Genomic DNA, 23551 nt, shown 5'->3' on the forward strand with positions numbered 1-23551 from the left:
TAGCGTTAATGAGACCATTGACCAGCTCGCACGGAAAAGGCAACAAATGACCCACACTAGCCCTAGTGCAGATGGCAACGCCGGAGAATTCTTTGGGCTGGTATGGCCTGGCAAGCAAGCCGCGCGCGCGGCGGCGGAGGCTCCCCTATCTTCCGAGTTCGAGCTCGATGCTGCGTTAAGCACCTCTCCTACCTCGCCCAATAGCATCCACTTGTCCGATAACCTGCCGGTTCTACAGCACTGGGCTTCCACGGGCGAGACTTTCGATGTCATCTACATCGACCCGCCGTATAACACCGGCCGGGACTTTGTCTACCGCGATAATTACCGCGCGCGGCGCGAGGTAAATTCCGGCAGCTATGCCCAGTGGCACGCCGAGTGGCTTTCCATGATGCTCCCGCGGCTCATCTTGGCGCGGCGCGTTTTGGCGGAGAACGGCTTTATATTCGTCTCCATTGGAGAGGACGAGGCTGCTAATACCCGCAAGGTTTTAGACGAGGTTTTTGGCGAGGGCTGCTATGCCGGGCAATTCATTTGGAAAAAGGCCGGCACTGGGAAAAACGATTCCAAGTATGCGGTGGTAGAACACGAATACATCCTCTGCTATGCCAAGAACCCGGATAACCCCGGATTCAATGTAGATGCTGAGGGCTATACGAGCACCAAATATAACCACGAGGATGAACGTGGCAAATACTCCTTGGTGCGCTTAGATTCTAAGACTCTGGGGTATCTGCCATCGCTTGATTTTCCCATTTCCTCTCCCGATGGCACGCAACACTGGCCTGACCAACCGGCTGGCCACAGCCAGATAGCGCGTTGGCGCTGGGGCAAGGATATGGTGGCAAAGCGCTACGATGAGCTGGTCTTTCGGCGCGGTTTTGTCTACACCAAGAACTATCAAAAAGCAGGGGCGCGGCCGCGTTCCATCCTCGATGGGCAAAGGTTTGGCGTAACGCGCACCGGACGCCGCGACGCAGAGGACGTCATGGGCGTGGAGGGAATCTTTGATTTCCCCAAGCCAGTACGCCTTATCAAGCATCTCATCGCCATTGGCGGCGGCGCCCATGCCCGGGTGCTCGACTTTTTCGCAGGCTCTGGCACCACGGCGCAGGCGGTCATCGAACTTAACCGAGAGGATAAGGGCGAGCGCAGCTTTCACCTAGTGCAAATTCCAGAGCCCACTGCCCCGGACAGTGCAGCGCACCGGGCAGGCTTTCTCAGCGTCGCGGATATTTGCGTCGAGCGCGTGCGATCCGTGCCTGGGTCCTCTTTCCGGGCCTACCGCGCGATCTAGGTTTCGCGGGTGCCGTCGGGTCTGCCCGGAATGCCGAAGAAGTCCAGGACGCGGTCAGTGGCGAAGAACTTTCCTACTTCATTATTTTTGTCTCCAATACCACCCGGCCACACGTGGGAGCCGCCACCGATGCGGATATGCTCCAGCGGTGCGGTGCAGCCCCGCCAATGCATGTCGAGGGCATTATTGACCAAACGGTTGGTATCTACCTTCTCCGAGCATTTATTGCGCTTGCGGTCCTGCTCTAAGACAGATTCAACGGAGAAATACTTGGTCTTGTGCCGGGTTCCGCCGTAATAGCCCACGACGGGGTCATCGGTGCCGTGCATATCGAGGCGCCCTACGGGTTCATGAGCGCAATCTTTCAGGATATCTTCATAATATGCTGCGGAAATGGTGGCGACCGAATGGAAGGTGCCGGGCATCTGACAAGCCAGGTAGGCAGCAAAACCGCCGCCGTTGGACATGCCGGTGGCAAAAAGCCTCGCATCATCAACGTTATAGGTCGCGCGCAGGGAGTCGAGGATATCGAGTACGAATTTCTTATCCTCGCTCCCGCTGGTTTCCGCGTATGGCGCCGGGCTCCACGCTTTTTCCTTCCCTGCAGGAAATACGGTAATAGCTTGTGCCGCATCGAGGCGGGAATAGTCTCGCAAGTTTTCCGCGGACTGCCCCCACCCGTGAAAAGCCATCACGACAGGCCACTCTTTTTGGGCCGTATAATTTTCCGGCACGCTGAGAATAAATGAACGACCGGACGGCAGGTTAATCGTCGTATAGGAGCCGGGTTCTGGGCCACTGAGCGGCGCAGAGGTAGGAATCCCGAGCTGCGAGGCAGCCGAACCGTGCGATCGCGTGCTTTCGCTGCGTACTGCCGAATCCGATTCTTCCTCGTTATTTGCGCATGACACGCCCAGCGCCGCCACGCAGCACAAGACTGCGGTGCTCAACGTCGCGCGCACCGGCCTCCGCCTCATGATTTTCGTCCCTTCTGCCAAGCGGCCCATAACTGTTTATAACGGCCCCCATAATTTAGCAGCTCTGCATGGCTACCCTGTTCTACTACCCGGCCATTATCCATGACCACGATGGCATCGGCACGCGAGGCCTGATCCAGGCGGTGCGCAACCACCAAGGCGGTGCGTCCCTCCATCACAGTCTCTGCGGCGTCCTCTAAGGATTCAGCGCCCACCGAGCCTGCTTCTGCCGTGGCTTCATCCAAGATGATAATGCGCGGATCCAACAGCACGATTCGGGCAAGCGCCAATTGCTGCGCAGCCACCGGGTCCAACGGCATGCCCTGCGCACCGACGATGGTATCGAGGCCCGCTTCCAGATCGAAAAACCAGTCAGCCTGAACTTGGCGCAGCGCCTGGGCCATTTCCGCATCGGTGGCCTGTGGCGCCGCAAGTGCAAGATCCTCGCGCAAACTCCCAGAAAATACGTGCACCTCTTGGGAGACGAGGGCAAGGCGTTGGATACGCTCGGCATCGGAAAGCAGGGCAACCTCGACGCCATCGACAAGTACGGTGCCTTGATCCGGGACGCGCAAGCCCGCGAGCAACGCAGCCACGGTGGATTTTCCTGCCCCAGACGCCCCGACGAGGGCAACCGTTTCACCAGGCGTGATCGCAAGGTTGAGCCCCTCGACGGCCCAGGAGTTATCGTCATAGCGGAAGGAAATATCCCGCATATCCACGCTGCCATCGCCCCTCGGCGCACCGCTATCCGGCACTGGCTCGGGCGGATCGATGACCACGCCCACGATGCGCGCCAACGAGGCATACCCTGATTGCACCGTATCGAGCACGCGCATCAGCCCCATCAGTGGACCGCGCAGGCGAATGAGCAATAACATCGCCGCGGTGACCGCGCCAACAGTAAGCGCATTGGCCTGGACCACCCAAAAGCTCACCGCTAAACCGGTGCCCAATAATACCAGCTCAATGCCGGTGAGGTGGGCCTGGAGTACCATCATCGTCCGGCGCGCGTTATAGCCTTTTTCCACCACACGCGTTGAAGCCGCCCCGATCCGATCGTGCATCGTCTTTTCCATGCGGAATGCACGGACCGTATCCCTGCCGTGGATCGCTTCCAAAAGCTTGCGGGCGCGGTCCGCCATGGCGGCGCGCTCAGCGGCATACCGGTCAGGGGCGCGCCGCAGGTAATACCGGCTGGCAAAGAAATACAGCGGGGTCACGGCAACAATAACCACGAGGTATTGCCAATCCACCGTAAGCAGCGCTACTGCCGTTGAGGCAATGGCAAAAATGGACTTTGCCAGCATGGGGACCGTCTCAGTAACCGCGGAGGAAAGCTCCGCCACGTCATCGGTAGAGCGCGATACCAAGTCTCCGGTTCCGGCGTCCTCGACGCGGTGTGTGGGAAGGCCGAGTGCTGTAGAGACCATATCCTCGCGCAGGGACGCGATGACGCGCTCGGTCAGCTGGGACAGAACATAGAATCCCGTTGCCGATAAAGCGGCAGACGCGCCCGCGACCCCGATGAGCAGGACTCCGAGGAGGGCGATGCTGGCGCCCGTTGTCACGGCATCGACAATTTTGCCGAGCAGAATCGCAATGCTGACATTGGCCGCTGCCCCGGCGATCAAGAACACCACGGCAATAACGGCGCGCCGGCGCGCGTGCGGGATGGCCGAGAGCTGCTGCGCCACAACCTTTCTTACCTGTGGCCAGGTAGCGGTGGGAAAACGCATTAGGACTCCACCCCCACTGCATGCCAGGCGGGCGCCGACGTATAGACGATGGTGGTTTTATCCTTCCGATAGTCCGCAACGCGGTGGGCTACCTCTTGCTCGGTCACGGAATCGACCGCCGTGGTGGGATCAGAAAGAATCAGCACCTCTGGATCCGCTGCAATAGCGCGGGCAAGGGCGACTCGTTGCTGCTGGCCGCCGGACAGGTTGTTTCCGCGCTCACCCACGGCGCGGTCAAGCCCACCGGGAATATCCGCGCCCGCAGCCACCTCTAGGGCCCGTGCGGCCGTATCCGCATCCGGATGAATATTGTCTTGCACGGTCCCGTCAAACAGCATGACCTCGTGCGGCACGACGATGAATTTCTCCCGGGGCAGCTCCCGCAATTCCTCCGGAGCATGCCCATCGATGGCAGTGACTCCTGACTGCAGCGCAGGAATATTCGGTGCAGCGTCTCCGGGCAGCCCTAGAGCTCCCAGCAGGCCTACTATTCGCTGCGCACTCGCCTGCGCCGCGGCCCACCGGGAAGCGATATTTCGGCCAAGCATGGTCATCGGGGTAATGATGAATTGGGTAAGGCCAATGATCATAATAAGCTCACCAATGCTCATCTGCCCGTCCAGCGCCAGGTAGCCGGCGGCAACGGCGACGGCGATGACATAAATCGAGCCCAGCGCCTCCGTAGAAGCATTCAATCCTGCCTGCGCCGCATTGGCTTCAACGGTTCGCTCGTAGGCGGCATCGGAATCACCCGCATAACGCTTACGCACGGTACCTATCGCACCGATCCCTTTAATAATGCGCAGGCCATGGACAATATCTGTCGCCGTCGCACTGGCGCGGCCCAATGCCGCTTGCCGGATACCAGAACGCTTGCGCAACGGACCAGCCGAGCGCAGCGATCCCCACACCACAAGGGGACCGCCGCATAAAATGGCCACTCCAAGCGGCACATTCACCCGGCTGGTCATCACCGCGACATAAATGATGGACGTAATCTCCGCCACTGGGAATACCGTCATCATCACGGCATTTTGTACGCGGGTCGCATCAGTAGAGGCAATGGCCAATAACTCTCCTGGCGTGCGTTTCGGACCGCCCATCCCCTTGGGATCCAGAATCCGATCCGTAATGGCCATGCGCACGTCGTGGCCGATAACCAGCATGCTGCGCGCATTGAGCCCGCGGCCAAACCACCCGGTGACGGCATTAACCGCGAAGGCCAGGACCAGGAGTGCAAGCCACCACCACAGTCGCTCGATCGATCCTTCCACCACCGCTTCATCGATGGCATAGCCCACGATGACCGGTGTGGTGCCGTTGAGCACGAAGGAGATAGCCATGCACACAGCGGCGGGGATTGTCATCCCAGGCCTAGAGAAGACAGTCTTCAGCAACCACCGCGGATCTGATGGTTCTGGAAGTGTTGCCATAACAAGCCATTCTACTTCCCGGTAGGTTAGATAGCCTATGTCGACTCGCCACCCCAGCCCCCAACACTTCCCCAGCTACCGCAATCCCTCTGCGAAGCAGAAACCTACCTTTGGCACCGATCCCCAGCGCACCCAGGCAGCGCGCGCCTTTCACCACGGTGCGCACACCTATCAGGACGTCCGCCCCCATTACCCGGCCGAGGTTGCTGAACTCATCGCCGGTGCCCACCGCGTGGCCGATATCGGCGCCGGCACCGGCAAACTCACTGAGTCTCTCACCAACCCCAACGTGCTTGCGGTCGAGCCATCGGCAGATATGGCCCGCGTGCTCCAACACCGCTTGGACATTCCCATCATCCGCGCCACGGCCGAGCACACCGCGCTTGCCGATGCCTCCCTCAACGCCGCCTGCCTCGCCCAAACCTGGCACTGGGTCGACGTTGTCGCCGCTTCCGCCGAGCTGGACCGCATCCTCGCGCCGGGCGGGCGCGTGCTTTTAGTGTGGAATACCCTCGATGTACACGCGGATCCGTGGATCCTCCGGCTAAGCCGCATCATGCACTCTGGCGACGTGCATAAGCCCGGCTTCTATCCGGAGTACAAGGCGCCTTGGACCTTAGACCGCGAGCTCCGGCTGAGCTGGACCCACGAACTCACCCCAGAACAGCTCCACCAACTCATGCGCACCCGCTCATACTGGCTCAGAAATAACGAGGACATCCACGAGCGCATGACCCACAATCTGAACTGGTACCTCTACGAGCACATGGGCTTTTCTGCCGGGCAAAAACTACACATCCCGTACCGCACGGATGCTTTCGTGCTGGCACGGGAGGCGAAGTCTCGCGACTGATTACAGGAGAACCTGGGCCAAGAGGGAGCCGACCAGACAAGAGGTGAATACGGAGATCGCTCCGGGGATAAGGAACGAGTGGTTTATGACGTATTTGCCAATTCGCGTCGTCCCCGTGCGATCGAAGCCGATGCAGGCCAAGTCTGAAGGATACGTGGGCAAGATGAAGTAACCATAAGCCGCACCGTAGAACCCGACGATGACAGCCGGGTCAATGCCCAATTGCAAACCAATGGGTGCAATCGCTACCAAGGCAGCAGCCTGCGAATTTACCAACTTGGACACAACTACCAGCACAACGGCGTACGTCCATGGGGCCGCCTCGACGACGGAACCCAAGTTCGTCTCCAGTGCATCGATGTGGGATTGGAAAAACGTATCTGCCATCCACGCAACACCAAAGACAGAAAATACAGCTGTCATGCCGGCCTTGAATACAGGAGTAGACGCAATCTTTTTAGTATCCACCTTGCAGCTAAGAAGGATGATGGCACCAGCGACGAGCATGACCATTTGGATCACTAGGTTCATTGATACCGGGCTAAGCTCGCCGTCATCACCAGGGACCAGTGGGCGCAGGAACTCGAAGGCGCCGAGGAGTACCACGCAGGCAATAGCGATAAGGAAGACGACTACCGAGCGCTTAGCCTCGCGGGAAAATTCCTTACCGATGAGCGAGTCGGCGCTCTCGTTGATGCTGGCAGCAAACTCTGGGTCTTTCATCCGCTCCTGGAAAACCGGATCCTTGTCCAGGTCTTTGCCGCGACGCAGCGACCAAAACGCGGCGAGAAGAACACCGCACAAGGACGCGGGTAGCGCCACCGTAAGAATCTGCGGAATCGAATAAGCCTTGTCGATAGCTCCAGCATTTTCCGCAAGGATCGACGCAAGAGAAACGGTAGCCACAGACACCGGTGAAGCGGTAATACCCATCTGCGCCGAGGTCGAGGCCACTGCCATCGGACGCTCAGGACGGATTCCCTTTTTGAGCGCGATGTCTTCAATGATCGGAAACATGGTGTAGACCACGTGGCCAGTGCCGCACAGTACGGTGAGGAACCAAGTAGTCAGTGGTGCCAAAATTGTGATGCGCTCTGGATGAGCACGCAAGAACTTCTCCGCATGCTGCATCATCACTTCCAAACCTTGTGCTTGTTGCAGTGTGGCTGCACAGCCGATAACGGCAATGATCGTCAGCATGACCGACACAGGGGGCTCGCCCGGTGCCAATCCAAACACGAAGACCATCAGCATCAAGCCGATGCCAGAAATTAATCCGAGGCCGATCCCGCCATAGCGGGTGCCCAAAAGCAAAGCACTTAAAATGATTATGACTTGAAGCACGATAGCCAGGACTGAATCCGGGGCAATCACATTCGCTAACATGTCATGCCTTTCAAACAGAAAGTAAATGGTTGACAAGTTTTATCCTATCGGCGCCATAGTGCTCTCACCGAAGTAAAAAGGAGAGCGAAGTGTCACACCATTGTTGGTGACACTTTTGCTCTCCTAAGTGGTAAAATACCGGGTTAACCGGCGAAATTATGTAGTTTTGAGGCGTCCTGATGCCTCTTCAATGAGCTCCGGCTTTGCTGGCGAGACAAGCTCAACTACACCTCACGTGCCAACCCCGAAAGCTGTTGCGCACTATTAGTTGTCGATTCCTCAGGCCTTGTCCTTCTCAGACTTCAGGTCAATCTTATAGTGCAAGTGATTTTTCACTGCGGGCCACTCATGCCGCAGCACGCTATACACGCAGGTATCTCTGACTATCCCGTTATCTAGTATCTGGTGGCCGCGAAGGATTCCATCAAGATGTGCCCCTAGGGATTCCAACGCGCGGCGGCTTTCACGGTTAAAGGAGTTGGTAGTGAAGAACACGGATAAGCAATCAAGCTGCTCAAATGCGTGGCCCATGAGGGCCAGTTTGCAATCAGCATTAACCGCAGTATTCTGCGCGGATTGCCTGTACCAAGTGTATCCGATTTGTGCGCGCCTGTTATCTGGTTCTAAGGCCTGATAACCAGTCATTCCTACCGTATTGCCAGCAGAATCGAACACCGTAAAAAGCTGCGACCCGTGGGAGTCATACCAAGAAATGCGTTCTTCCACGGCTTTTTCCATCTCACTCGGTGATGGAACCTTGGTGTACCACCGCTTCCATAATTCCCCGTCCTGTACGGCCTCAGCCAGTCCAGAGGTATGGTCTACGCTCAACGCCTTGAGAGTGATATGTTGCCCGCGCAAGATCTCGATTTTCTGTGACACCGTATTTACCTTCTTGCTATCTGGGCCTAATCCAATGATCTAATGTCTTTCAAGCTTAGCTGCCAATGACACCGAGCGTAATGAGGTAGATAAAAACAAGCGAAGCCCCACGGTTGTGAAAGCTTCGCTCGTATTCGCAGTGAACTCTTATTTCCGCTTTTTGCCTCGGCGTTCGCGCACTCGCACGGCGATGCGGATGGGAGTGCCGTGGAAACCAAAACGCTCGCGGAATTTGCGCTCAAGGTAGCGCCGGTAGGATGCGTCGAGGAACCCAGTGGTAAATAAAACAATCGTCGGTGGCTGGGTCGATGCCTGCGTAGCAAAGAGCACGCGCGGCAAACGATTATTCTTCATCGGCGGCGGGTTGGCAGCGATGGCCTCCCGCATCCAGTTGTTGAGCTGACCGGTAGACACGCGTTGATCCCAGCTTTCTAGGGCCTCAATCATGGCAGGCTCCAGCTTTTGCAGGGCGCGACCGGTCTCAGCAGAAATATTGACGCGGGTGACCCACGGCAAGTGTCGCAGCTGCTCGTCAATCTCACGATCGAGGTAATAGCGGCGGTCCTCATCCATCAGATCCCACTTATTGAACGCGATGACCAAGGCCTTGCCGGATTCCAGCACCATATTGAGCACGCGCTGGTCCTGCTCGGAGATCTCCCCGGAGGCATCGATAAGCATGATGCATACCTCGGCAGCATCGATCACGCCGCGGGTGCGCAAGGAAGCATAGTACTCGTGACCCTGCGCGTTCTTGACCTTCTTGCGCAGGCCCGCGGTATCAATGAACTTCCACAACTGCTCATCCAGCTGCACCAGCGAGTCCACGGGGTCTACCGTGGTGCCGGCGACATTATCTACCACCGAGCGCTCCTCGCTGGTGAGCTTATTGAGCAGCGAGGACTTGCCCACATTCGGCCTGCCGACGAGCGCGACGCGGCGAGGTCCCGACGTAATCGAGGTCTCGCGCGGTTCTTCGGGGAAGCTGCGCAGGATCTCATCCAGCACGTCCGCGCCACCGCGCCCGTGCTGCGCGGAAACCGGCCACGGATCCCCGAGGCCCAAGGCGTAAAACTGCGCCATATCCGCATACTGGTTATCGGAATCGAATTTATTCGATACCACGATCACCGGAACCGGGGATTTTTGCAGGCGGCGCGCCATGACCTCATCGGTTTCCGTAATGCCTACCTTGGTGTCTACCACCATCACGATGACATCGGCGGTATCCATCGCCATTTCTGCTTGGCGGGCCATATCGGCGTGCATGCCTTTGACGTTGGGATCCCAGCCGCCGGTATCCTGCACGATAAAGCGCTGTCCATTCCAGTCCGCCACATAGGAGACGCGGTCACGGGTCACGCCAGGGTGATCTTCTACAACGGCCTCGCGGCGGCCGAGGAAGCGATTAACCAACGATGACTTGCCCACATTCGGCCGGCCCACAATAGCGACGGTGCACAGGGCTTCTTCGGTGGCATCGGCAAATCCGAGCGATTGCGAGAGCTGCTCCCACTCGTCCTCACTGAGAGGCTGCTCTAGGTCTTCCTCATCCCCGTAATCGGCCTCGCCGAACTCTGACTCATCAAAGTCGTAATCAAATTCTTCAGCATCGAAATCGTCCGTAGCCCACCCCGGCGAGGTCTCTACCGTTTCCTCGTCGAACTTACCCGCAGGGTAATGGAACTGCGTGACTTCTTCCTCTGGGGACTCAAAATCTTTATTGCTCATCAGCGGGACTCCTTAACCACGTTGATAAGAGCCTGCACGACGTCCTCCGGGCTCATGTCAGAGGTATCGACGATAGTCGCATCGTCGGCTGGGCGAAGCGGTGAGGTTGCGCGGGAAGAATCCGCGGCATCGCGGCGCTGCACATCCGCCAGTACAGATTCAAAATCGGAGGCAATGCCGGCCTTTTCGTTTTGATCGTGTCGGCGCTGAGCACGGACTTCCGCAGAAGCCGTCATAAAGGCCTTCGCTGGTGCATCGGCCAGCACGACGGTGCCGATATCGCGGCCCTCTACGATGGCGCGGTGGGCGCGCTGCGCCAGCGTGCGCTGCAATGACACCAAGTTCTCCCGCACCTCCGGGATGGCAGATACTGCGGAGACGTTCTGGGTGACCTCATCTTCCCGGATGACGCGGGAGACATCGGCGCCATCGAAAAGCACCTGCGTGGAATCCGGATCATCGGAGACCTCCAAGGGGAGGTTAGCCGTCGCGGAAATCACCGCTTCCTTGTCCGCGGGATCCACGCCTTGGCGCAATACCGCCAAGGTTGCCACGCGGTACATGGCGCCGGTATCGATGTATTTTGCATCCAATTGCTTGGCTAGGGCCCGGCATGTCGTGGACTTTCCCGTTCCGGAGGGGCCATCGACCGCAAGAATCAGGCCTTCATCAGGCATATTCGAAATCATTACATTCCCACCGCCTTGTACAAGCTCGTCAACTCGTTGGAATTTAGCGCGCGCAGTCCGCCGGGCTTCATATCGCCCAATTGGACCGTGTGCAGCTTGGTGCGCACCAAGCGCTGCACGGGATAGCCGGCTTCCTTCAGCAAGCGGCGCACGATGTGCTTGCGCCCTTCGTGCAGCTCTACTCGGACCAGAGAGAACCCCTGGTTTTTGTCCACTACCTGCACGAAATCGGCCTTTGCCAGGCCATCTTCTAGCTCGATGCCCTCTTTGAGCTGGCGCACAAGCTTATTATCGGCCTCACCCAATACCGTGGCCAAGTAGGTTTTCTTCACCTCATACTTGGGGTGCATCAGGCGGTTCGCCAATTCCCCATCGTTGGTGAGGATGAGCAGGCCTTCCGTATCCGCATCCAAGCGGCCTACGTGGAATAGGCGCTGGCCCGAGGCAACCTTTTCAGACACCACGTCACCCACGCAGGGGCGGCCGAGGTCATCTGACATCGTTGACTGCATTCCGCGGGGTTTATTGAGGATGAAATATTCTTGGTCTTCGTTGACGTTAACGCGAACACCGTCGACGCGGATGACGTCCACGGCGGGATTGACCTTAACGCCCTGCTTGAGAATGACATTGCCATTTACTTCGACACGGCCGGCATCAATGAGGATCTCCGCGTGGCGCCGCGATGCGACGCCCGCCTTGGCCAAGACCTTCTGCAGGCGCTCGCCCTTGGGCTTATCGTCATCGACCAGCCAGTCAGCGCCCAAATCGCGCGCCACCGATTCTGCAGTGGCCTTCTGCTTTTTCTTGGAAACGTGTTGATTACGAGCCGGCTTGGCATTAGAGACAACGATATCGCTGTCTCGCTGCTTCTTATCCGGTGTGCCGTCACGGCGAGCGGGAGGAGTCACTTAAGTGTCCTTTTCTCTCGAAGATATGAAATTACCTGCGTGAGTCTACCCCACCTCAGTACTCTTCGTCGATTGCATCGACATCTGGGAGAAGCGGTGCCAAATCAGGAAGGCGTTCCAACGAGTCTATGCCTAAGAGTTCGAGGAAAAGTTCCGTGGTTTCATACCGGTGCGACGCTCCTTCGAACTCGTCCTGCGGGAGCTCGCGGATGAGCCCTCGCAGGTTAAGGGTGCGCATTACGCCGTCCACGTTGACACCGCGCACCGCAGAGACCTGCTGGCGTGTGACCGGTTGGCGATAGGCCACGACGGCTAGCGTTTCCAAGGCCGCGCGCGAGAGCTTCGTTTGCGCCCCATCCAATAAAAACTCCTCCACCGCGCTGGCGTTTTCCTGGCGGGTATAAAACCGCCAACCCTCAGGGGTTTCGCGCAGGTCAATTCCAGAGCCGCGGCTATCGAATTCGCGTTGGATTGCCCGCAAGCAGTCACTAATGACCGCTGGTTCAACGCTAAGCGCCCGCGCCAGGGACTCTACGGATGCCGGCGAATCGAGCACCAGCAAGATCGATTCAAGCCGGGATCGCAATTGCGAAATGAGCGGAAGATCCATGCCCCTTAGAGTACAACCACGGAAGGCGGTGCTAGCACTAGTCCCAATTTGCTGCTGCAACGACCGCAGGATCTACGTCCAAGCCGGTCCAGGAAAGGTCCAGCTGGCCCAGCGGTTCCTCCTGCTGGGCATCAACCGCCTTGGCCTTAAATAGTTCCAAAAGCGCCAAGTACCTGGAGACGATATGCATGGTTGTGGTGCAATCCCGGGTAAGGGAGGAAAAACTTGTCCACTGCCCGGCACCCATGAGTTTGAGCGTTTCGAGGATCTTTCCAGCCTGCTCGGGCACGGAGACGGCGACGCCATGAATATGGCCCGTTGCCACTTCTTCCGGCGGCTTGGGGCGAAAGACGCCCGCCGCCATTTCCGCAAAGCTCGCTGGAGTATGGCCCAGGGTTACGGGAGGTAAAAGCTCTGCAAATTGCTCCTCGATGCTGACCGCACGCGGATAACTGCGCTGCGCCTCTCGCTGCCAGCGGGCAAATTGGTCCGCCGCATGTTTATAGGCCTTGTACTGCAAAAGCCGGGCAAAGAGCAGGTCACGCGACTCCAGCAACTCTAGGTCCTCTAGATCATCGACCTCACCCCGTGGCAATAGCCGTGCGGCCTTTAAGTCCAATAGCGTCGCCGCCACGACCAAGAAATCAGTCGTCTCATCCAAATCCGCGTTCTCGCCCAATTGGCGCGTGTAGCCCACAAATTCATCGGTCACCTCAGACAAGGCCACATCCGTGATATCCATCTTCTTGGCCTGGATGAGCTGCAAAAGCAGATCAAATGGCCCCTCGAAATTCCGCAGGGCAATGCGGAATCCCGTAATCTCTGGTTGCGTCACGGTAGCTTAGACGGTCGAGCGCTCGATGACTTCCTTCGCCAGATCGCGGTATTGCTGCGCGGCCTGTGAATTGGGCGCCCACGAGGTGATGGGCTCGCCGGCCACGGAGGTTTCTGGGAAGCGCACGGTACGGGTAATGACGGTATCGAATACTTGATCCCCAAAGTATTCCACCACGCGGGACATTACCTCGCGGGCATGCTTGGTGCGCCGATCAAACATGGTGACCAGAATGCCCATGACCTCCAGATCGAAGTTGATGCGGTCAGAGACCTTTTCCACCGTGTCCGTGAGCAAGGCAAGCCCGCGCAGCGAGAAGAACTCGCATTCCATGGGGATGATGACGCCCTGGGAACAGGCCAAGGCGTTGACCGTAAGCAGCCCCAAGGAAGGCTGGCAGTCAATGATGATGAAGTCATAATCCCGGCGCACCGGACGCAGGGCGCGCGCCAAGGTATGCTCGCGGCCTACTTCATTGACCATCTGGATCTCTGCTGCGGAAAGGTCAATATTGGCCGGAACGAGGTCCATGCCGGACACGCTGGTGTGGTGAATGGCGGAGTGGATAGAGGTATGGCTATCCAGCATTACGTCATAAATCGAGTCCTCGATGTCGTCATGGTTTAATCCCAGCCCAGCGGAAAGGGCGCCTTGCGGGTCCAAATCAACCAGTAGGACCTTGCGTCCATACTCTGCGAGGCAGGCCCCCATATTGATGGTTGACGTGGTCTTGCCCACGCCGCCCTTTTGGTTACACATCGAGATGATGGTGGCGGGCCCATGTTTTTCCAAGGGGGCGGGTTCCGGCAGCTCGCGGACAGGGCGGCCAGTTAGCCCCGTCTCTACATCAGAGGCTGAAAAGAGACCCTCTTCGCTCACAGTCAAACCTTCTTCCTTGACGCCTAGTCATGGACCATGACATTTGGCATAGGGTTGCTTACAACGTTGTAACTATAGCGTACCCGCTCCCCTTAATGACTACCGAGACTTTGCAAATATCAAGTCTCTACCTTTGACTTAAGCACCTGCCGCACGAGTGGAAGCTACGCCCGAGGATGCGCTGTCCGCCACACCTCCCGCAAGGAATCAGCAGTAACGTGCGTATAGATCTGCGTCGTAGTCACTGAGGAATGCCCTAAAAGTTCCTGCACGGTGCGCACATCGGCACCGCCTTCGAGAAGGTGCGTGGCAAAGGAATGGCGCAGCGTGTGCGGGGAAATAGATTTATCCAACTGGCTACGCTGCGCGGCCGTCTTAATAATGGACCACGCGCTTTGCCGCGAGAGCGCGCCGCCGCGCGTATTCAAAAACAGCGCGGCGGTCTTCCCCTTTCCCAGCACGGGCCGGGCGCGCACTAGGTAGGCGTCGATGGCCTGCCTGGCGTGCGAGCCAAGGGGTACAAGCCGCTCCTTATTGCCTTTGCCATGCAGCATTAAGACGTCATCGGCAGTAGCTACGTCATCGACGTTGAGCGAGATTACCTCAGAAATGCGCGCGCCAGTGCCATAAAGCACTTCTAGAAGCGCTCTATCGCGAAGGTCAACCGGCGTTTCCGTAGGCGTCGATTCGATGAGCCGTGACACCTCATCCACGCTCAAGGTTTCCGGCAAGTGTTGCCCCGTGGAAGGTGGGCTTACCTCGACGGCAACATCGCTATCGACCTCGCCTTCCGCAACGGCGAATTTATGCAACCCGCGCGCAACAATGAGGGCACGGTTGGCAGAAGATACCGCCATATTTTCACGCAGATCCTTTAAATAGGCCTCCACCATAGGTCGAGTTACCTGCCGTAGATCCTGGACCCCATTTACTGCCAGCCAATCCACATACCTGCGAATATCCCGCCGGTAATTGCTCAGGGTATTTGCTGAAACGCCGCGTTCGACGGCGAGGTGATTCAACCAGGTCTGAGCGATGTCCTCTGCAGCAGTCACTGCTTTTTCAGATCCGGTCCGCTGCGTCGAGCAGCCATATGGGTTGGGCGCAAATCGAACGGCGCATCCACCGAACGCGTCGGCTTTCCACCAATGACCGTGGCATATGCGGATAAAATACCCGCGCACGCAACGGAATTAACTATCTCACCGCCCAGCACCTTGTCAACTGCCTTATCTAAATCAACCCAGGCAAAATCCATATCGGCTTCTTCATCGCCGGTATCGTGCAGCGCCGGTACCTCGCTAAGGTCGCGAGCAAGGAAAATCCGCACGGCTTCCTCACAAAACCCCGGTGAGGTCACCATATCCGTGAGAACTTCCCAATCCTTCGCGGCAAGGCCCGCTTCCTCCTGCAACTCGCGCTGCGCGCCGGAAAGCTCATCCTCGCCCTTTACATCAAGCAATCCTGCCGGCAGTTCCCACAGCCGCTTGCCGACGCTATGCCGGTACTGATGCACCATCGCGATGCGCCGATCCTCATCCAAGGCCACTACCGCGACGGCGCCCAAGTGCTCGATGATCTCCCTATCCGCGGTGTTCCCTCCCGGCATGGACAAGGTATCGCGGCGTACGGCCACGATAGGGGCATCGAAAATTAACTCTGAATCCAAGACCTGAAAATCGTGAGCCACTGTTATTTCTCCTCTTCAGGTAGGGCGGAATCCGCGCTTTCTGCTGAACCGTAGTCTCCCCTGCCCCCATTAAGCTGTTCTTCGGCAGCGGAAATCACGGCAATGCGCTCTACCGCACGCTCAATACCATCTACGGTAGAAAGATTCACGTCCTTGGTGCGCAACTGCTCTATTGTCTTATCATCTTGGGTCTGCTTGCTCCGTGCGCTAAGCACCACGCTGCCATTGACCTCATCCAAAGCGGTGGCTAACTCAGCCAAGGTGTCCGAATAGTATCCGCGCACCCCACTGCCGGAAACAATGATGATGGACTGGGCGGGAAGGATGGTCCCGTCCTTATAATCAATAAAATCCTCATCACGCAGGGCACGCAGCAGCTCAGATCGTTCCTTTACGCTTGCGATTGGCTCCGTGCTTTCTGGATCCATGGATAAGGCCGCCCCCAAAACCTCGCCGCCGTAGCTTCCCACGGTTTTATCGAGTCCCTTAAGATCTGCCTTTTTCGGGGCCTTATCTTTAAGGATTTTTACGATATCGTCTTTGCTTTCCCCCCGCAGGAAGTCTTTACTTAGCTTGATTTCTCCTGCAGTGGTGGCCCCGGAGGCTTCTAAGAGTTTCGTGATTTCAGAAAGTTCATTGCTACTTGCATCATCGGTGGAAATAACCAGCACTGGCCGCTGCGATAATGTACCGGAGACCAAATCTGGGGCTACATCACTGACGATGTCATCACTCGCCTCGTTTTGATTCTGCAAGATCTTATTTTCTTGCACCACCTTGCGGTGTTCTGCACGGATCGGGTCATCGTCGGCCACGCTGGTGGTCAGGTTGGGCGCGATCACCAAGGCACCAAGGGCCACTCCAACCGCCGCCCCAAGTCCGAGGCCCGTAATTAGTTGCGCTTTCGCCATATTTTTACCCCCGCTTAGAATAGGCTCGACCACGTCTGGCTTAAATTACTCAAGAAATCCTGGCTCCCGCCGAAGCCCACGATCAAGATGATCGCTGCAATCGCCACCAAAATGCTCAAAAGGGCCCATAGCCAACCAAGGTGCGAGGACGGAGCGGAATACAGGTTGATTACTGCCTCAGCATCGACCACCTTGGTTCCGGCCTTCAGCCGAGACAGTACAGCAGACGGAGCCACGCGGTTGGCAAAAACATCATCGAGGTCAAAACCACCACCTGCCTGCACGATAAGGCCCGCACCGTGGTAATCCGCAAAGAGCAGCGCTAAATCCGTGGCCGATTCCGAAGCCGCCGGAAACGTCATGGCTCCGATGCCCAATTCTTGGATGCGGTCAATGCTCTCCACGCTGCCTTCTGGATCCGCGGGCACCACAATGCGCGCACCGCAACGCAGCGACTCATCGCTTACCTTGGCAGGATCGCCAATGATAAAGTCAGGCTTATATCCCTGCTCCAGCAAAGAATCCGCGGCTTCATCAACCGCAATGAGCAGCGGCTCATACTCCCGAATGAAATTCCGCAATTCTTTTAGCTGGGAGCGGTGGTCTTCGGTAGGAGATAAAACGATGACCTTCCGGCCAGCAATCTCGGCACCGGATGCGGGGACCCCGAGGCCATCGATAAGCAAGGGGCCCTCAGAGTTAATGAAGTCGATGGAGCTCGCGAAATAGGACTCCATGTGGTCAATGAGTGCGCTTTGTGCCGCCTTGAAGTTCTTGTCTGCGCGCTCCCTGGAAACCTTCTGCCCCGTCCCGATTACTTTATCCGCGACGTAGACCTTTCCATCGTCCCCAATATGTGCCTTCTTGCCATCCTTAAACTCGGAGATAAATTCCTCGCCGAGGCCTTCGAGGAGGTCAATATCGGCATCGAGAAGCATGTGCGGGCCGCAATTAGGAATGGAGCCAGTAGAAAACCTGGCGACGTTGACCACCGCGGAGGGCTGTAATTCCACAAGCGTTTGTGCCTCGGGGCGAGAAATATTCGCCGCATCAATAACGGCGATGTCACCTGCAGAAAACTTCTTAAGACCTTTCGCTCCCGGGGTGCAATCGCGCAATGCAGCATGCTCACCAGGATGATCGGGGGTACGGGAAAACAGAGCCATGGGCTCCATTGTTCCTTGCTTAGTCCGCCAGCTGGGTAAGGCGCGCGGAAGCTTCTTTTTGTGCGCGATCAAAAAGCTCTTGGGCATGCGCGCGCCCCGTCTCCGTGTCATCCAAACCAGCCAGCATGCGCGCCAATTCCTCCACGCGCTCCTGCTCCGTTAGCTCGGCTACCCCCGAGGTAAATTTGTCCTTCGAGACATGCAAATGCGCATCCGCATACGCAGCTACCTGCGGCAGGTGCGTCACGACGATAACCTGATTATGCGCAGCTAGCCGCGCTAGCCGACGCCCAATTTCTACCGCCGCACGCCCGCCCACGCCGGCATCGACCTCATCGAAGACCAATGTCGCACCGTCCTCGCTGGCGAGCACGACCTCAAGGGCAAGCATGACGCGAGACAACTCGCCACCGGAGGCCGCGGTGGCCAACGGCTTCCCATTGAGCTGCAACTCCGCGGCATCGGCGCCCGTCTTGGAATACTTAGCCGCGGACAGTTCAACCGACAATGTGGAATTGGGCATGGCCAATCCATGCAGCTCTTCAGTCACCAGTTTGCCCAGCGTCTCCGCTGCTTTTCGGCGGCCCTTCGTAAGCTCCGCCGCCTTCTGCATCATCTCCTGCTCGGCCTCTTTGACCTGCGCCTTCAGCTCCTCGAGGACTTCCGTCGAGGTATCCATCGACTGCAATTTGGACTCCGCCTCATCGCGCCATGCCAAAACGCCGTCGATATCGCTGGCGTATTTGCGGGTCAAGGCTCGGAGATCCTGTTGGCGTTGCAGTGACTTCTCCAGCAGATTCGGATCTGCCGGCAGCCCCGCGAGGTATCCACCGAGCTCGGCCGAAATATCGCCTAGCTGCGAGGTGATTTCAGATATGCGCTCGCCCAAATCCGCCAGCTCTTTATCCGAGGATCCCACCAACGCTGATCCCGCGCGCCCTAGCAGCGAAGAAGCAGCCTCATCAAGCTCTTCCGTTCCATCGATCGCCGCCAAGGCAGTGTGTGCGGATTCGCGCAGCCCGTCGACGTCTTGCAAGCGCTGCACCAACTGCACTAGCTCCGCGTCTTCCCCTGGCTCGGGTGCCACACCGTTGATTTCCTCTAGCGCATATTGCAGGCGGTCAGCTTCCTGGGCAAGCTCCCTACGAGACTCGGTGCGCCGACGATAGTCCTTGGCCAGGCTGCGCCACTTTTTAAAGGCCTCAGCATAGTCTTCCCGAACGCCAGCCAGTTGCGGGTCTGCACGGTCCACGGCCGCGAGTTGCTCCTCTGGGGCCAAGAGGCGCAATTGGTCATTCTGACCATGCACGGTAATTATCTCCCGCGCGAAATCTCCCAACGTGGCGGCCGGTACGGCTCGCCCTCCCAAATACGCCCGCGATCGCCCCGCAGCCGAAACCGTGCGCGAGACAATAAATTCACCATTTTCATCTGGCTCACCGCCCACCGAGTCCACCAGCTGGCTGATGCTCTCCTTCGCGGAACTAAAATGGCCCTCCACGGCCGCTTTTTTAGCGCCATCGCGCACCCGAGAGGCATCGGCACGCCCGCCGGCCAACAATCGAAGCCCCGTAACCACCATGGTTTTGCCAGCGCCGGTCTCACCGGTCAATACGGTCAGGCCCTCCGATAATTCCGCAGAGCTATGGCGAATGACTCCTAAATCATTGATAGAAATATCGACAAGCACTATTTCTCCTTCGGTCCACGCCAGCCTTCCACAGGCAGCCGCAGCTTAGAGACCAATCGATCCGTAAAGGGCTGATCATCCAACCGCACCCAGCGTACGGGGCGCTTACCGCGCACCACCTCAACGCGGGCGCCCGGCGGCATAATAAGTTCCCTGCACCCATCCAAAATAACCACGGCCGGTGTGGTTTGCATGGTTGATTCCACCGCCACCAAAGAGTTGGGAGAAACTACTAAAGGTTTAGTAAAGAGTGCATGGGCATTATTCGGCACGACCAAGATTGCATCTAGCGATGGCCACAGCACTGGGCCGCCGGCAGAAAATGCATACGCCGTAGATCCCGTAGGAGTCGAAATCAGCACGCCGTCACAACCGAACGACGAGACCGGGCGCCGGTCGATCTCCAAAATCGCATCCAACACGCCCGACCTGTTCTGGTTTTCTACCGAGGCCTCATTCAAAGCCCAACTGCTAGCCAGATGGTGACCGTTAGCATCCGAAATAGAGACATCCACCGTCAGCCTGTCCTCCACCCGGTAGCTCTTCTCTATTACGCGAGCCACGGCACGGTCTAATGACTCCACTTCCCATTCCGCGAGGAAGCCTACGTGCCCTAGATTCACTCCGAGGACCGGAATATCAACCGCGCGTGCCATATCAGCCGCGCGCAGGAAGGTGCCGTCACCGCCGAGAACAAGAACCAATTCACATCCTTCCGCCGCAGCATCAGAATGCGGCACGTGCTGTAGCCCTGGCAGGACGGTTTCGTCCGCACAAACGCGAACCGTTATCCCTGCCTCCTGCAATAACTCGGCTGCACGGGAGGTAGCCTGCAGGTTCTCTGCGCGATTGGCATGTGGAACCAACAATATCTCTCGCATTACTGCGGACCTTCTTCAACAGCAGTATCAATCATCTGTTTCATTGTAGCCACGTCCGTGGACATACCGTCCTTTTTCAGCCACAGGAAATATTCCACATTTCCACTCGGACCCGGCAACGGTGAAGCCACAACACCGTGCAGACTAAGGCCTAAAGACACGGCAAATTCAGCAACGTCCTGCGTGACCTCTTTGCGCATCTCCGGAGAACGAACCACCCCGCCGCTGCCGATGCGCTCTTTGCCCACCTCAAACTGCGGCTTGACCATCGGCAGCAGCCACGCTCCGTCCTTCATGCACTCCACAATTGCTGGCAGCACCAGTTTTAGGGAAATGAAAGATAAATCCCCGACCATGCCATCGCACAGGCCATTGATCATCTCCGGATTAATAGTGCGGATATTGGTCCTATCCAAAACCGTCACGCGGTCGTCATTTTGCAGGCGCCACATTAATTGCCCATACCCGACGTCAACGGATAGCACCTCACGCGCACCAGACGCCAAGCACACATCTGTAAATCCTCCTGTCGATGCCCCTGCATCTAAGATGCGGCCAGCCATGTCGACGTCGAATGTGGCTAGTGCGCCCAAAAGCTTATGCGCGCCGCGAGACGCCCACCTGTCTTCCTCAGACTCCTCGACCTTGATGGAGACTTCAGGATCCACAACTGTTGCTGGCTTTTCTGCTTTAAACCCGCCGACGGTCACACGGCCAGACTTGATCATCTCGCGGGCTTGCTCACGAGATCGCGCAATCTTTCGGCGCACAAGTTCTGCATCCAGCCTGCGGCGTTGTGGTGGCATTAGTTCTCCTGCAAAGCATTCCGCAATACGGAATGCGCCCTGTCCAGTTGGTCGACTTCTTCTGCGAGTGTTGGCGCATCTTCGCCAAGAATTGTCGAAATCTCCGAATCTACTTCTTCAGGCTCTTTCACGGCCCGAAAATCGTGTGGCTTTACCGCCATTTCGACACAACCTTTTCCGCAAATTCGCTACGCGGCTGAATATACCGAGGTGGTGCCGGCATCGACCACGCCACTTCCAAGACTGTCCGCAGCGCTTGCACCGAGGTAGAGGATTCATTTCCCCCCTGCAATAGGACATCATACCCATCGCATCGCGCGGTAAAATCTCCTTGCGGTCCCGGTCGCACCTGCGAAATAGGCAATGAAAGCTCGTGCATGCCTGCCCCAATAAAATTAGGCCGTGCCTCCACCGGGGCTTCGATAAGCTCCAGCTCGCCCGATACACCGGTCAAGACATGGAAGGTATTCATCGCTGCGGCGTTACCCCCAACGATATCCGTATCTAGCCTGTCGCCCACCGCCAATGGCTTCTTGGAACCGGCCTTCTTGGCCGCGAGGAAGAACATCGCTGGTTCAGGTTTGCCGGCAGAAACGGGCTCTACTCCCGTCGCCTTCTGGACGGCAGCAACTAGGGAGCCATTGCCAACGCCTAGCCCCCGCTCAATTGGAAGGGATGTATCCAAATTTGAGGCGAAAAACTTCGCGCCTGCCCGGATAGCCAGCGCCCCCTCCGTCAACTGTTCCCAATCAACGGACTTATCAAATCCTTGCAGGACGGCTGCTGGTTTATCATCAGCACTCGAGACCACGGAAAAGCCCATCTCTTTGGCCAAGTCCCGGAAAGAATCCGCGCCAATGATTAGTACTTTCGCACCTGACGGGATTTCCTCCGCGGCCAACTGCAATACCGCTTGGGCGGAGGTGACGATATCACCAGAATCCGCAGTCAAACCGATATCCGTCAGCATTGTGGCGACGGCTTCTGGGCTCCGCGACGCATTATTTGTTACATATACTGCGGGAACGCCGCACGTATTAATAACGTCTACTACGTTACTTAGCGGACGGCCGCCCTCCCAGACGGTTCCATCCAGGTCCAGCAATAAGGCGTCATGTTTGCTCAAAACACTCATTATTTACATTCCGCCAATCGGTCTGCGGCATCGGTCCAATCCCCCTCATCAATGGCGATAGTGTGCTCGAACCACCCGCGGGCTTCATCCCTGCGCCCCGCAGCGAGAAGAGCGTTTGCATAGGCATACGACAACCTACAAGCACTCACTCCGCGATCGCTGCGGTCAGGTTGTGCCCTCTGGATGGTAACCACCGCTGATTCAGGTTGATCGAGATCAAGGCGAGCACCTGCCAGCACGATCGCCAGTTCAATAGCCGATTCTTTGTCTAGTTCTTTCGCCTCCTCGCTGCGTCCTAACTCCAATGCCTTTTCCGGCCGCCCCAGCCCTCGTTCACAATCAGCCATAACCGCTAGCATTCCTGGACCGCCAGAAATACGGCGGGCAGCGCGGAGCTCGGCGAGTGCCTCTTTCCACTCGCCTGCACGGTAAGCAGCGATACCATTAACTTCTCTGGCGATAGCCACGCGGCCCGCACGGTCCTTAGCCGCGCGCGCATGTCGAAGTGCCAATTTAGGATCATCGTCCATCCAGGTCGCCGCCATGATCATGTGCTTGGCGACGGCCTCCGAGTTCTCTTTAGAGAGAGATTTCAAATCTTGGAGCACCAATGGGTCCAAGTCATTGATATCAACCTCTTCAGGAATATCCGGATCGGTCATACGCCGGTTGATTCGCTCTTCCCTATACCCAGAGCGCTGTGGAGAGAAAGATTTCTTCTTTCCCCCTCCGCGAGAAACACGGTCCCCCGAATTGCGTGGATTTCGACCCCGACGGTCTTGTCCGCGGCCGTTACGGCCGTGCTGGTTGCGCTCCGACATTCAGTCCTACCCTTTCTTGGTTGGAACTCGCACAGAAATACCGCACCCATTCTACAGTGCTAAACGACATTCAAAGAATCTGGAAATTTCCTTACCTTTGTCCGTGTTTAGATGCACTTCATCGCAATTCCCCACTCCGGTACTGAATCATAGGTTCTTATTTTTTGTTGTTGTGTTTGTTTCTTTTGTGTGTGAGGAATTGTTTCCAGGTGTAGTGCCAGTGTGTGTT

At 57.4% G+C, this 23551-nt stretch carries 23 protein-coding genes; 2 read left to right on the forward strand and 21 right to left on the reverse strand.

Annotated features, from left to right (window positions below; all coding sequences use genetic code 11):
• Positions 1–46 precede the first annotated feature (46 nt).
• The gene (locus ABRP95_RS10435) at positions 47–1297 is read left to right on the forward strand and encodes a site-specific DNA-methyltransferase (RefSeq protein ID WP_349839411.1); all 1251 of its coding nucleotides are present in this window, start codon (positions 47–49) and stop codon (positions 1295–1297) included.
• On the opposite strand, the gene ABRP95_RS10440 is transcribed toward ABRP95_RS10435, so the two are convergent.
• Genes ABRP95_RS10440 through ABRP95_RS10450 form a run of 3 tightly spaced genes read right to left on the reverse strand, consistent with a single transcriptional unit; the run spans position 1294 to position 5446 of the window.
• Entirely contained in the window at positions 1294–2274 is a 981-nt protein-coding gene (locus ABRP95_RS10440) for a CE1 family esterase (protein WP_349839413.1), read from the reverse strand. The genes ABRP95_RS10435 and ABRP95_RS10440 overlap by 4 nt on opposite strands.
• A complete protein-coding gene (locus ABRP95_RS10445; RefSeq protein ID WP_349839415.1) occupies positions 2271–4013 on the reverse strand; it encodes an ABC transporter ATP-binding protein in 1743 nt (580 codons plus the stop codon). The genes ABRP95_RS10440 and ABRP95_RS10445 overlap by 4 nt, the downstream gene beginning before the upstream one ends.
• Entirely contained in the window at positions 4013–5446 is a 1434-nt protein-coding gene (locus ABRP95_RS10450) for an ABC transporter transmembrane domain-containing protein (RefSeq protein ID WP_349839416.1), read from the reverse strand. The genes ABRP95_RS10445 and ABRP95_RS10450 overlap by 1 nt, the downstream gene beginning before the upstream one ends.
• Positions 5447–5483: 37 nt before the next feature.
• Here ABRP95_RS10450 and ABRP95_RS10455 point away from each other — a divergent pair, with 37 nt between their 5' ends.
• Positions 5484–6299: a class I SAM-dependent methyltransferase gene (locus tag ABRP95_RS10455; protein WP_349839417.1), complete on the forward strand. Its 816-nt coding sequence runs from the start codon at positions 5484–5486 to the stop codon at positions 6297–6299.
• On the opposite strand, the gene ABRP95_RS10460 is transcribed toward ABRP95_RS10455, so the two are convergent.
• The 18 genes from ABRP95_RS10460 to ABRP95_RS10545 form a co-directional block, all read right to left on the reverse strand.
• Positions 6300–7685, reverse strand: a complete 1386-nt coding sequence (locus ABRP95_RS10460; protein WP_349839418.1) for an anaerobic C4-dicarboxylate transporter — start codon at positions 7683–7685, stop codon at positions 6300–6302.
• A 279-nt stretch (positions 7686–7964) separates the two neighbouring features.
• Positions 7965–8567: a GNAT family N-acetyltransferase gene (locus tag ABRP95_RS10465; RefSeq protein ID WP_349839420.1), complete on the reverse strand. Its 603-nt coding sequence runs from the start codon at positions 8565–8567 to the stop codon at positions 7965–7967.
• Positions 8568–8714: 147 nt separating this feature from the next.
• A complete protein-coding gene (gene der / locus ABRP95_RS10470; protein WP_349839421.1) occupies positions 8715–10298 on the reverse strand; it encodes a ribosome biogenesis GTPase Der in 1584 nt (527 codons plus the stop codon).
• The gene (cmk, locus tag ABRP95_RS10475; RefSeq protein ID WP_349839423.1) at positions 10298–10987 is read right to left on the reverse strand and encodes a (d)CMP kinase; all 690 of its coding nucleotides are present in this window, start codon (positions 10985–10987) and stop codon (positions 10298–10300) included. Before cmk ends, der begins: the two co-directional genes overlap by 1 nt.
• A complete protein-coding gene (locus ABRP95_RS10480) occupies positions 10987–11898 on the reverse strand; it encodes a pseudouridine synthase (protein ID WP_005279286.1) in 912 nt (303 codons plus the stop codon). The genes cmk and ABRP95_RS10480 overlap by 1 nt, the downstream gene beginning before the upstream one ends.
• Positions 11899–11953: 55 nt before the next feature.
• Positions 11954–12508, reverse strand: coding sequence for an SMC-Scp complex subunit ScpB (scpB, locus tag ABRP95_RS10485; protein ID WP_349839425.1), 555 nt, complete (start codon positions 12506–12508; stop codon positions 11954–11956).
• A 37-nt stretch (positions 12509–12545) separates the two neighbouring features.
• The gene (locus tag ABRP95_RS10490; RefSeq protein WP_349839426.1) at positions 12546–13343 is read right to left on the reverse strand and encodes a segregation and condensation protein A; all 798 of its coding nucleotides are present in this window, start codon (positions 13341–13343) and stop codon (positions 12546–12548) included.
• Between the two features lie 6 nt (positions 13344–13349).
• Positions 13350–14222, reverse strand: coding sequence for a ParA family protein (locus ABRP95_RS10495; protein ID WP_023022236.1), 873 nt, complete (start codon positions 14220–14222; stop codon positions 13350–13352).
• A gap of 164 nt (positions 14223–14386) precedes the next feature.
• A complete protein-coding gene (gene xerD / locus ABRP95_RS10500; protein ID WP_349839427.1) occupies positions 14387–15277 on the reverse strand; it encodes a site-specific tyrosine recombinase XerD in 891 nt (296 codons plus the stop codon).
• Complete coding sequence (locus ABRP95_RS10505) at positions 15274–15912, reverse strand: NUDIX domain-containing protein (RefSeq protein WP_284772281.1); 639 nt, start codon at positions 15910–15912, stop codon at positions 15274–15276. The genes xerD and ABRP95_RS10505 overlap by 4 nt, the downstream gene beginning before the upstream one ends.
• 2 nt (positions 15913–15914) lie before the next feature.
• The gene (locus ABRP95_RS10510; RefSeq protein ID WP_284772280.1) at positions 15915–16823 is read right to left on the reverse strand and encodes a copper transporter; all 909 of its coding nucleotides are present in this window, start codon (positions 16821–16823) and stop codon (positions 15915–15917) included.
• A gap of 14 nt (positions 16824–16837) precedes the next feature.
• Positions 16838–17998, reverse strand: a complete 1161-nt coding sequence (gene steA, locus ABRP95_RS10515; protein WP_349839428.1) for a putative cytokinetic ring protein SteA — start codon at positions 17996–17998, stop codon at positions 16838–16840.
• Between the two features lie 10 nt (positions 17999–18008).
• Positions 18009–19679 carry a DNA repair protein RecN gene (gene recN / locus ABRP95_RS10520; protein WP_284772278.1) on the reverse strand — a complete coding sequence of 557 codons (1671 nt, stop codon included), beginning with the start codon at positions 19677–19679 and terminating at the stop codon, positions 18009–18011.
• Positions 19679–20560 (reverse strand): NAD kinase, encoded by an 882-nt coding sequence (locus ABRP95_RS10525; protein WP_284772277.1) that lies wholly within the window; start codon positions 20558–20560, stop codon positions 19679–19681. The genes recN and ABRP95_RS10525 overlap by 1 nt, the downstream gene beginning before the upstream one ends.
• Positions 20560–21366, reverse strand: coding sequence for a TlyA family RNA methyltransferase (locus ABRP95_RS10530; RefSeq protein ID WP_284864655.1), 807 nt, complete (start codon positions 21364–21366; stop codon positions 20560–20562). The genes ABRP95_RS10525 and ABRP95_RS10530 overlap by 1 nt, the downstream gene beginning before the upstream one ends.
• Positions 21366–21527 (reverse strand): hypothetical protein, encoded by a 162-nt coding sequence (locus ABRP95_RS10535; protein WP_005282788.1) that lies wholly within the window; start codon positions 21525–21527, stop codon positions 21366–21368. Before ABRP95_RS10535 ends, ABRP95_RS10530 begins: the two co-directional genes overlap by 1 nt.
• Positions 21518–22501 carry an HAD-IIA family hydrolase gene (locus ABRP95_RS10540; protein WP_284770717.1) on the reverse strand — a complete coding sequence of 328 codons (984 nt, stop codon included), beginning with the start codon at positions 22499–22501 and terminating at the stop codon, positions 21518–21520. The genes ABRP95_RS10535 and ABRP95_RS10540 overlap by 10 nt, the downstream gene beginning before the upstream one ends.
• Positions 22501–23163 (reverse strand): tetratricopeptide repeat protein, encoded by a 663-nt coding sequence (locus tag ABRP95_RS10545; protein ID WP_349839429.1) that lies wholly within the window; start codon positions 23161–23163, stop codon positions 22501–22503. Before ABRP95_RS10545 ends, ABRP95_RS10540 begins: the two co-directional genes overlap by 1 nt.
• Positions 23164–23551 lie beyond the last annotated feature (388 nt).

This window comes from Corynebacterium sp. KPL2895 (assembly GCF_040225815.1).
Lineage (GTDB): Bacteria > Actinomycetota > Actinomycetes > Mycobacteriales > Mycobacteriaceae > Corynebacterium > Corynebacterium rhinophilum.

Excerpts from the sequence above, each read along its gene's own strand:
- ABRP95_RS10435 (WP_349839411.1), top strand. The coding sequence starts at position 47 with ATGACCCACACTAGCCCTAGTGCAGATGGCAACGCCGGAGAATTCTTT.
- ABRP95_RS10440 (WP_349839413.1), bottom strand. The coding sequence starts at position 2,274 with ATGAGGCGGAGGCCGGTGCGCGCGACGTTGAGCACCGCAGTCTTGTGC.
- ABRP95_RS10445 (WP_349839415.1), bottom strand. The coding sequence starts at position 4,013 with ATGCGTTTTCCCACCGCTACCTGGCCACAGGTAAGAAAGGTTGTGGCG.
- ABRP95_RS10450 (WP_349839416.1), bottom strand. The coding sequence starts at position 5,446 with ATGGCAACACTTCCAGAACCATCAGATCCGCGGTGGTTGCTGAAGACT.
- ABRP95_RS10455 (WP_349839417.1), top strand. The coding sequence starts at position 5,484 with ATGTCGACTCGCCACCCCAGCCCCCAACACTTCCCCAGCTACCGCAAT.
- ABRP95_RS10460 (WP_349839418.1), bottom strand. The coding sequence starts at position 7,685 with ATGTTAGCGAATGTGATTGCCCCGGATTCAGTCCTGGCTATCGTGCTT.
- der (WP_349839421.1), bottom strand. The coding sequence starts at position 10,298 with ATGAGCAATAAAGATTTTGAGTCCCCAGAGGAAGAAGTCACGCAGTTC.
- cmk (WP_349839423.1), bottom strand. The coding sequence starts at position 10,987 with ATGATTTCGAATATGCCTGATGAAGGCCTGATTCTTGCGGTCGATGGC.
- scpB (WP_349839425.1), bottom strand. The coding sequence starts at position 12,508 with ATGGATCTTCCGCTCATTTCGCAATTGCGATCCCGGCTTGAATCGATC.
- ABRP95_RS10510 (WP_284772280.1), bottom strand. The coding sequence starts at position 16,823 with ATGGCGAAAGCGCAACTAATTACGGGCCTCGGACTTGGGGCGGCGGTT.
- steA (WP_349839428.1), bottom strand. The coding sequence starts at position 17,998 with ATGGAGCCCATGGCTCTGTTTTCCCGTACCCCCGATCATCCTGGTGAG.
- ABRP95_RS10525 (WP_284772277.1), bottom strand. The coding sequence starts at position 20,560 with ATGCGAGAGATATTGTTGGTTCCACATGCCAATCGCGCAGAGAACCTG.
- ABRP95_RS10530 (WP_284864655.1), bottom strand. The coding sequence starts at position 21,366 with ATGCCACCACAACGCCGCAGGCTGGATGCAGAACTTGTGCGCCGAAAG.
- ABRP95_RS10535 (WP_005282788.1), bottom strand. The coding sequence starts at position 21,527 with ATGGCGGTAAAGCCACACGATTTTCGGGCCGTGAAAGAGCCTGAAGAA.
- ABRP95_RS10540 (WP_284770717.1), bottom strand. The coding sequence starts at position 22,501 with ATGAGTGTTTTGAGCAAACATGACGCCTTATTGCTGGACCTGGATGGA.
- ABRP95_RS10545 (WP_349839429.1), bottom strand. The coding sequence starts at position 23,163 with ATGACCGATCCGGATATTCCTGAAGAGGTTGATATCAATGACTTGGAC.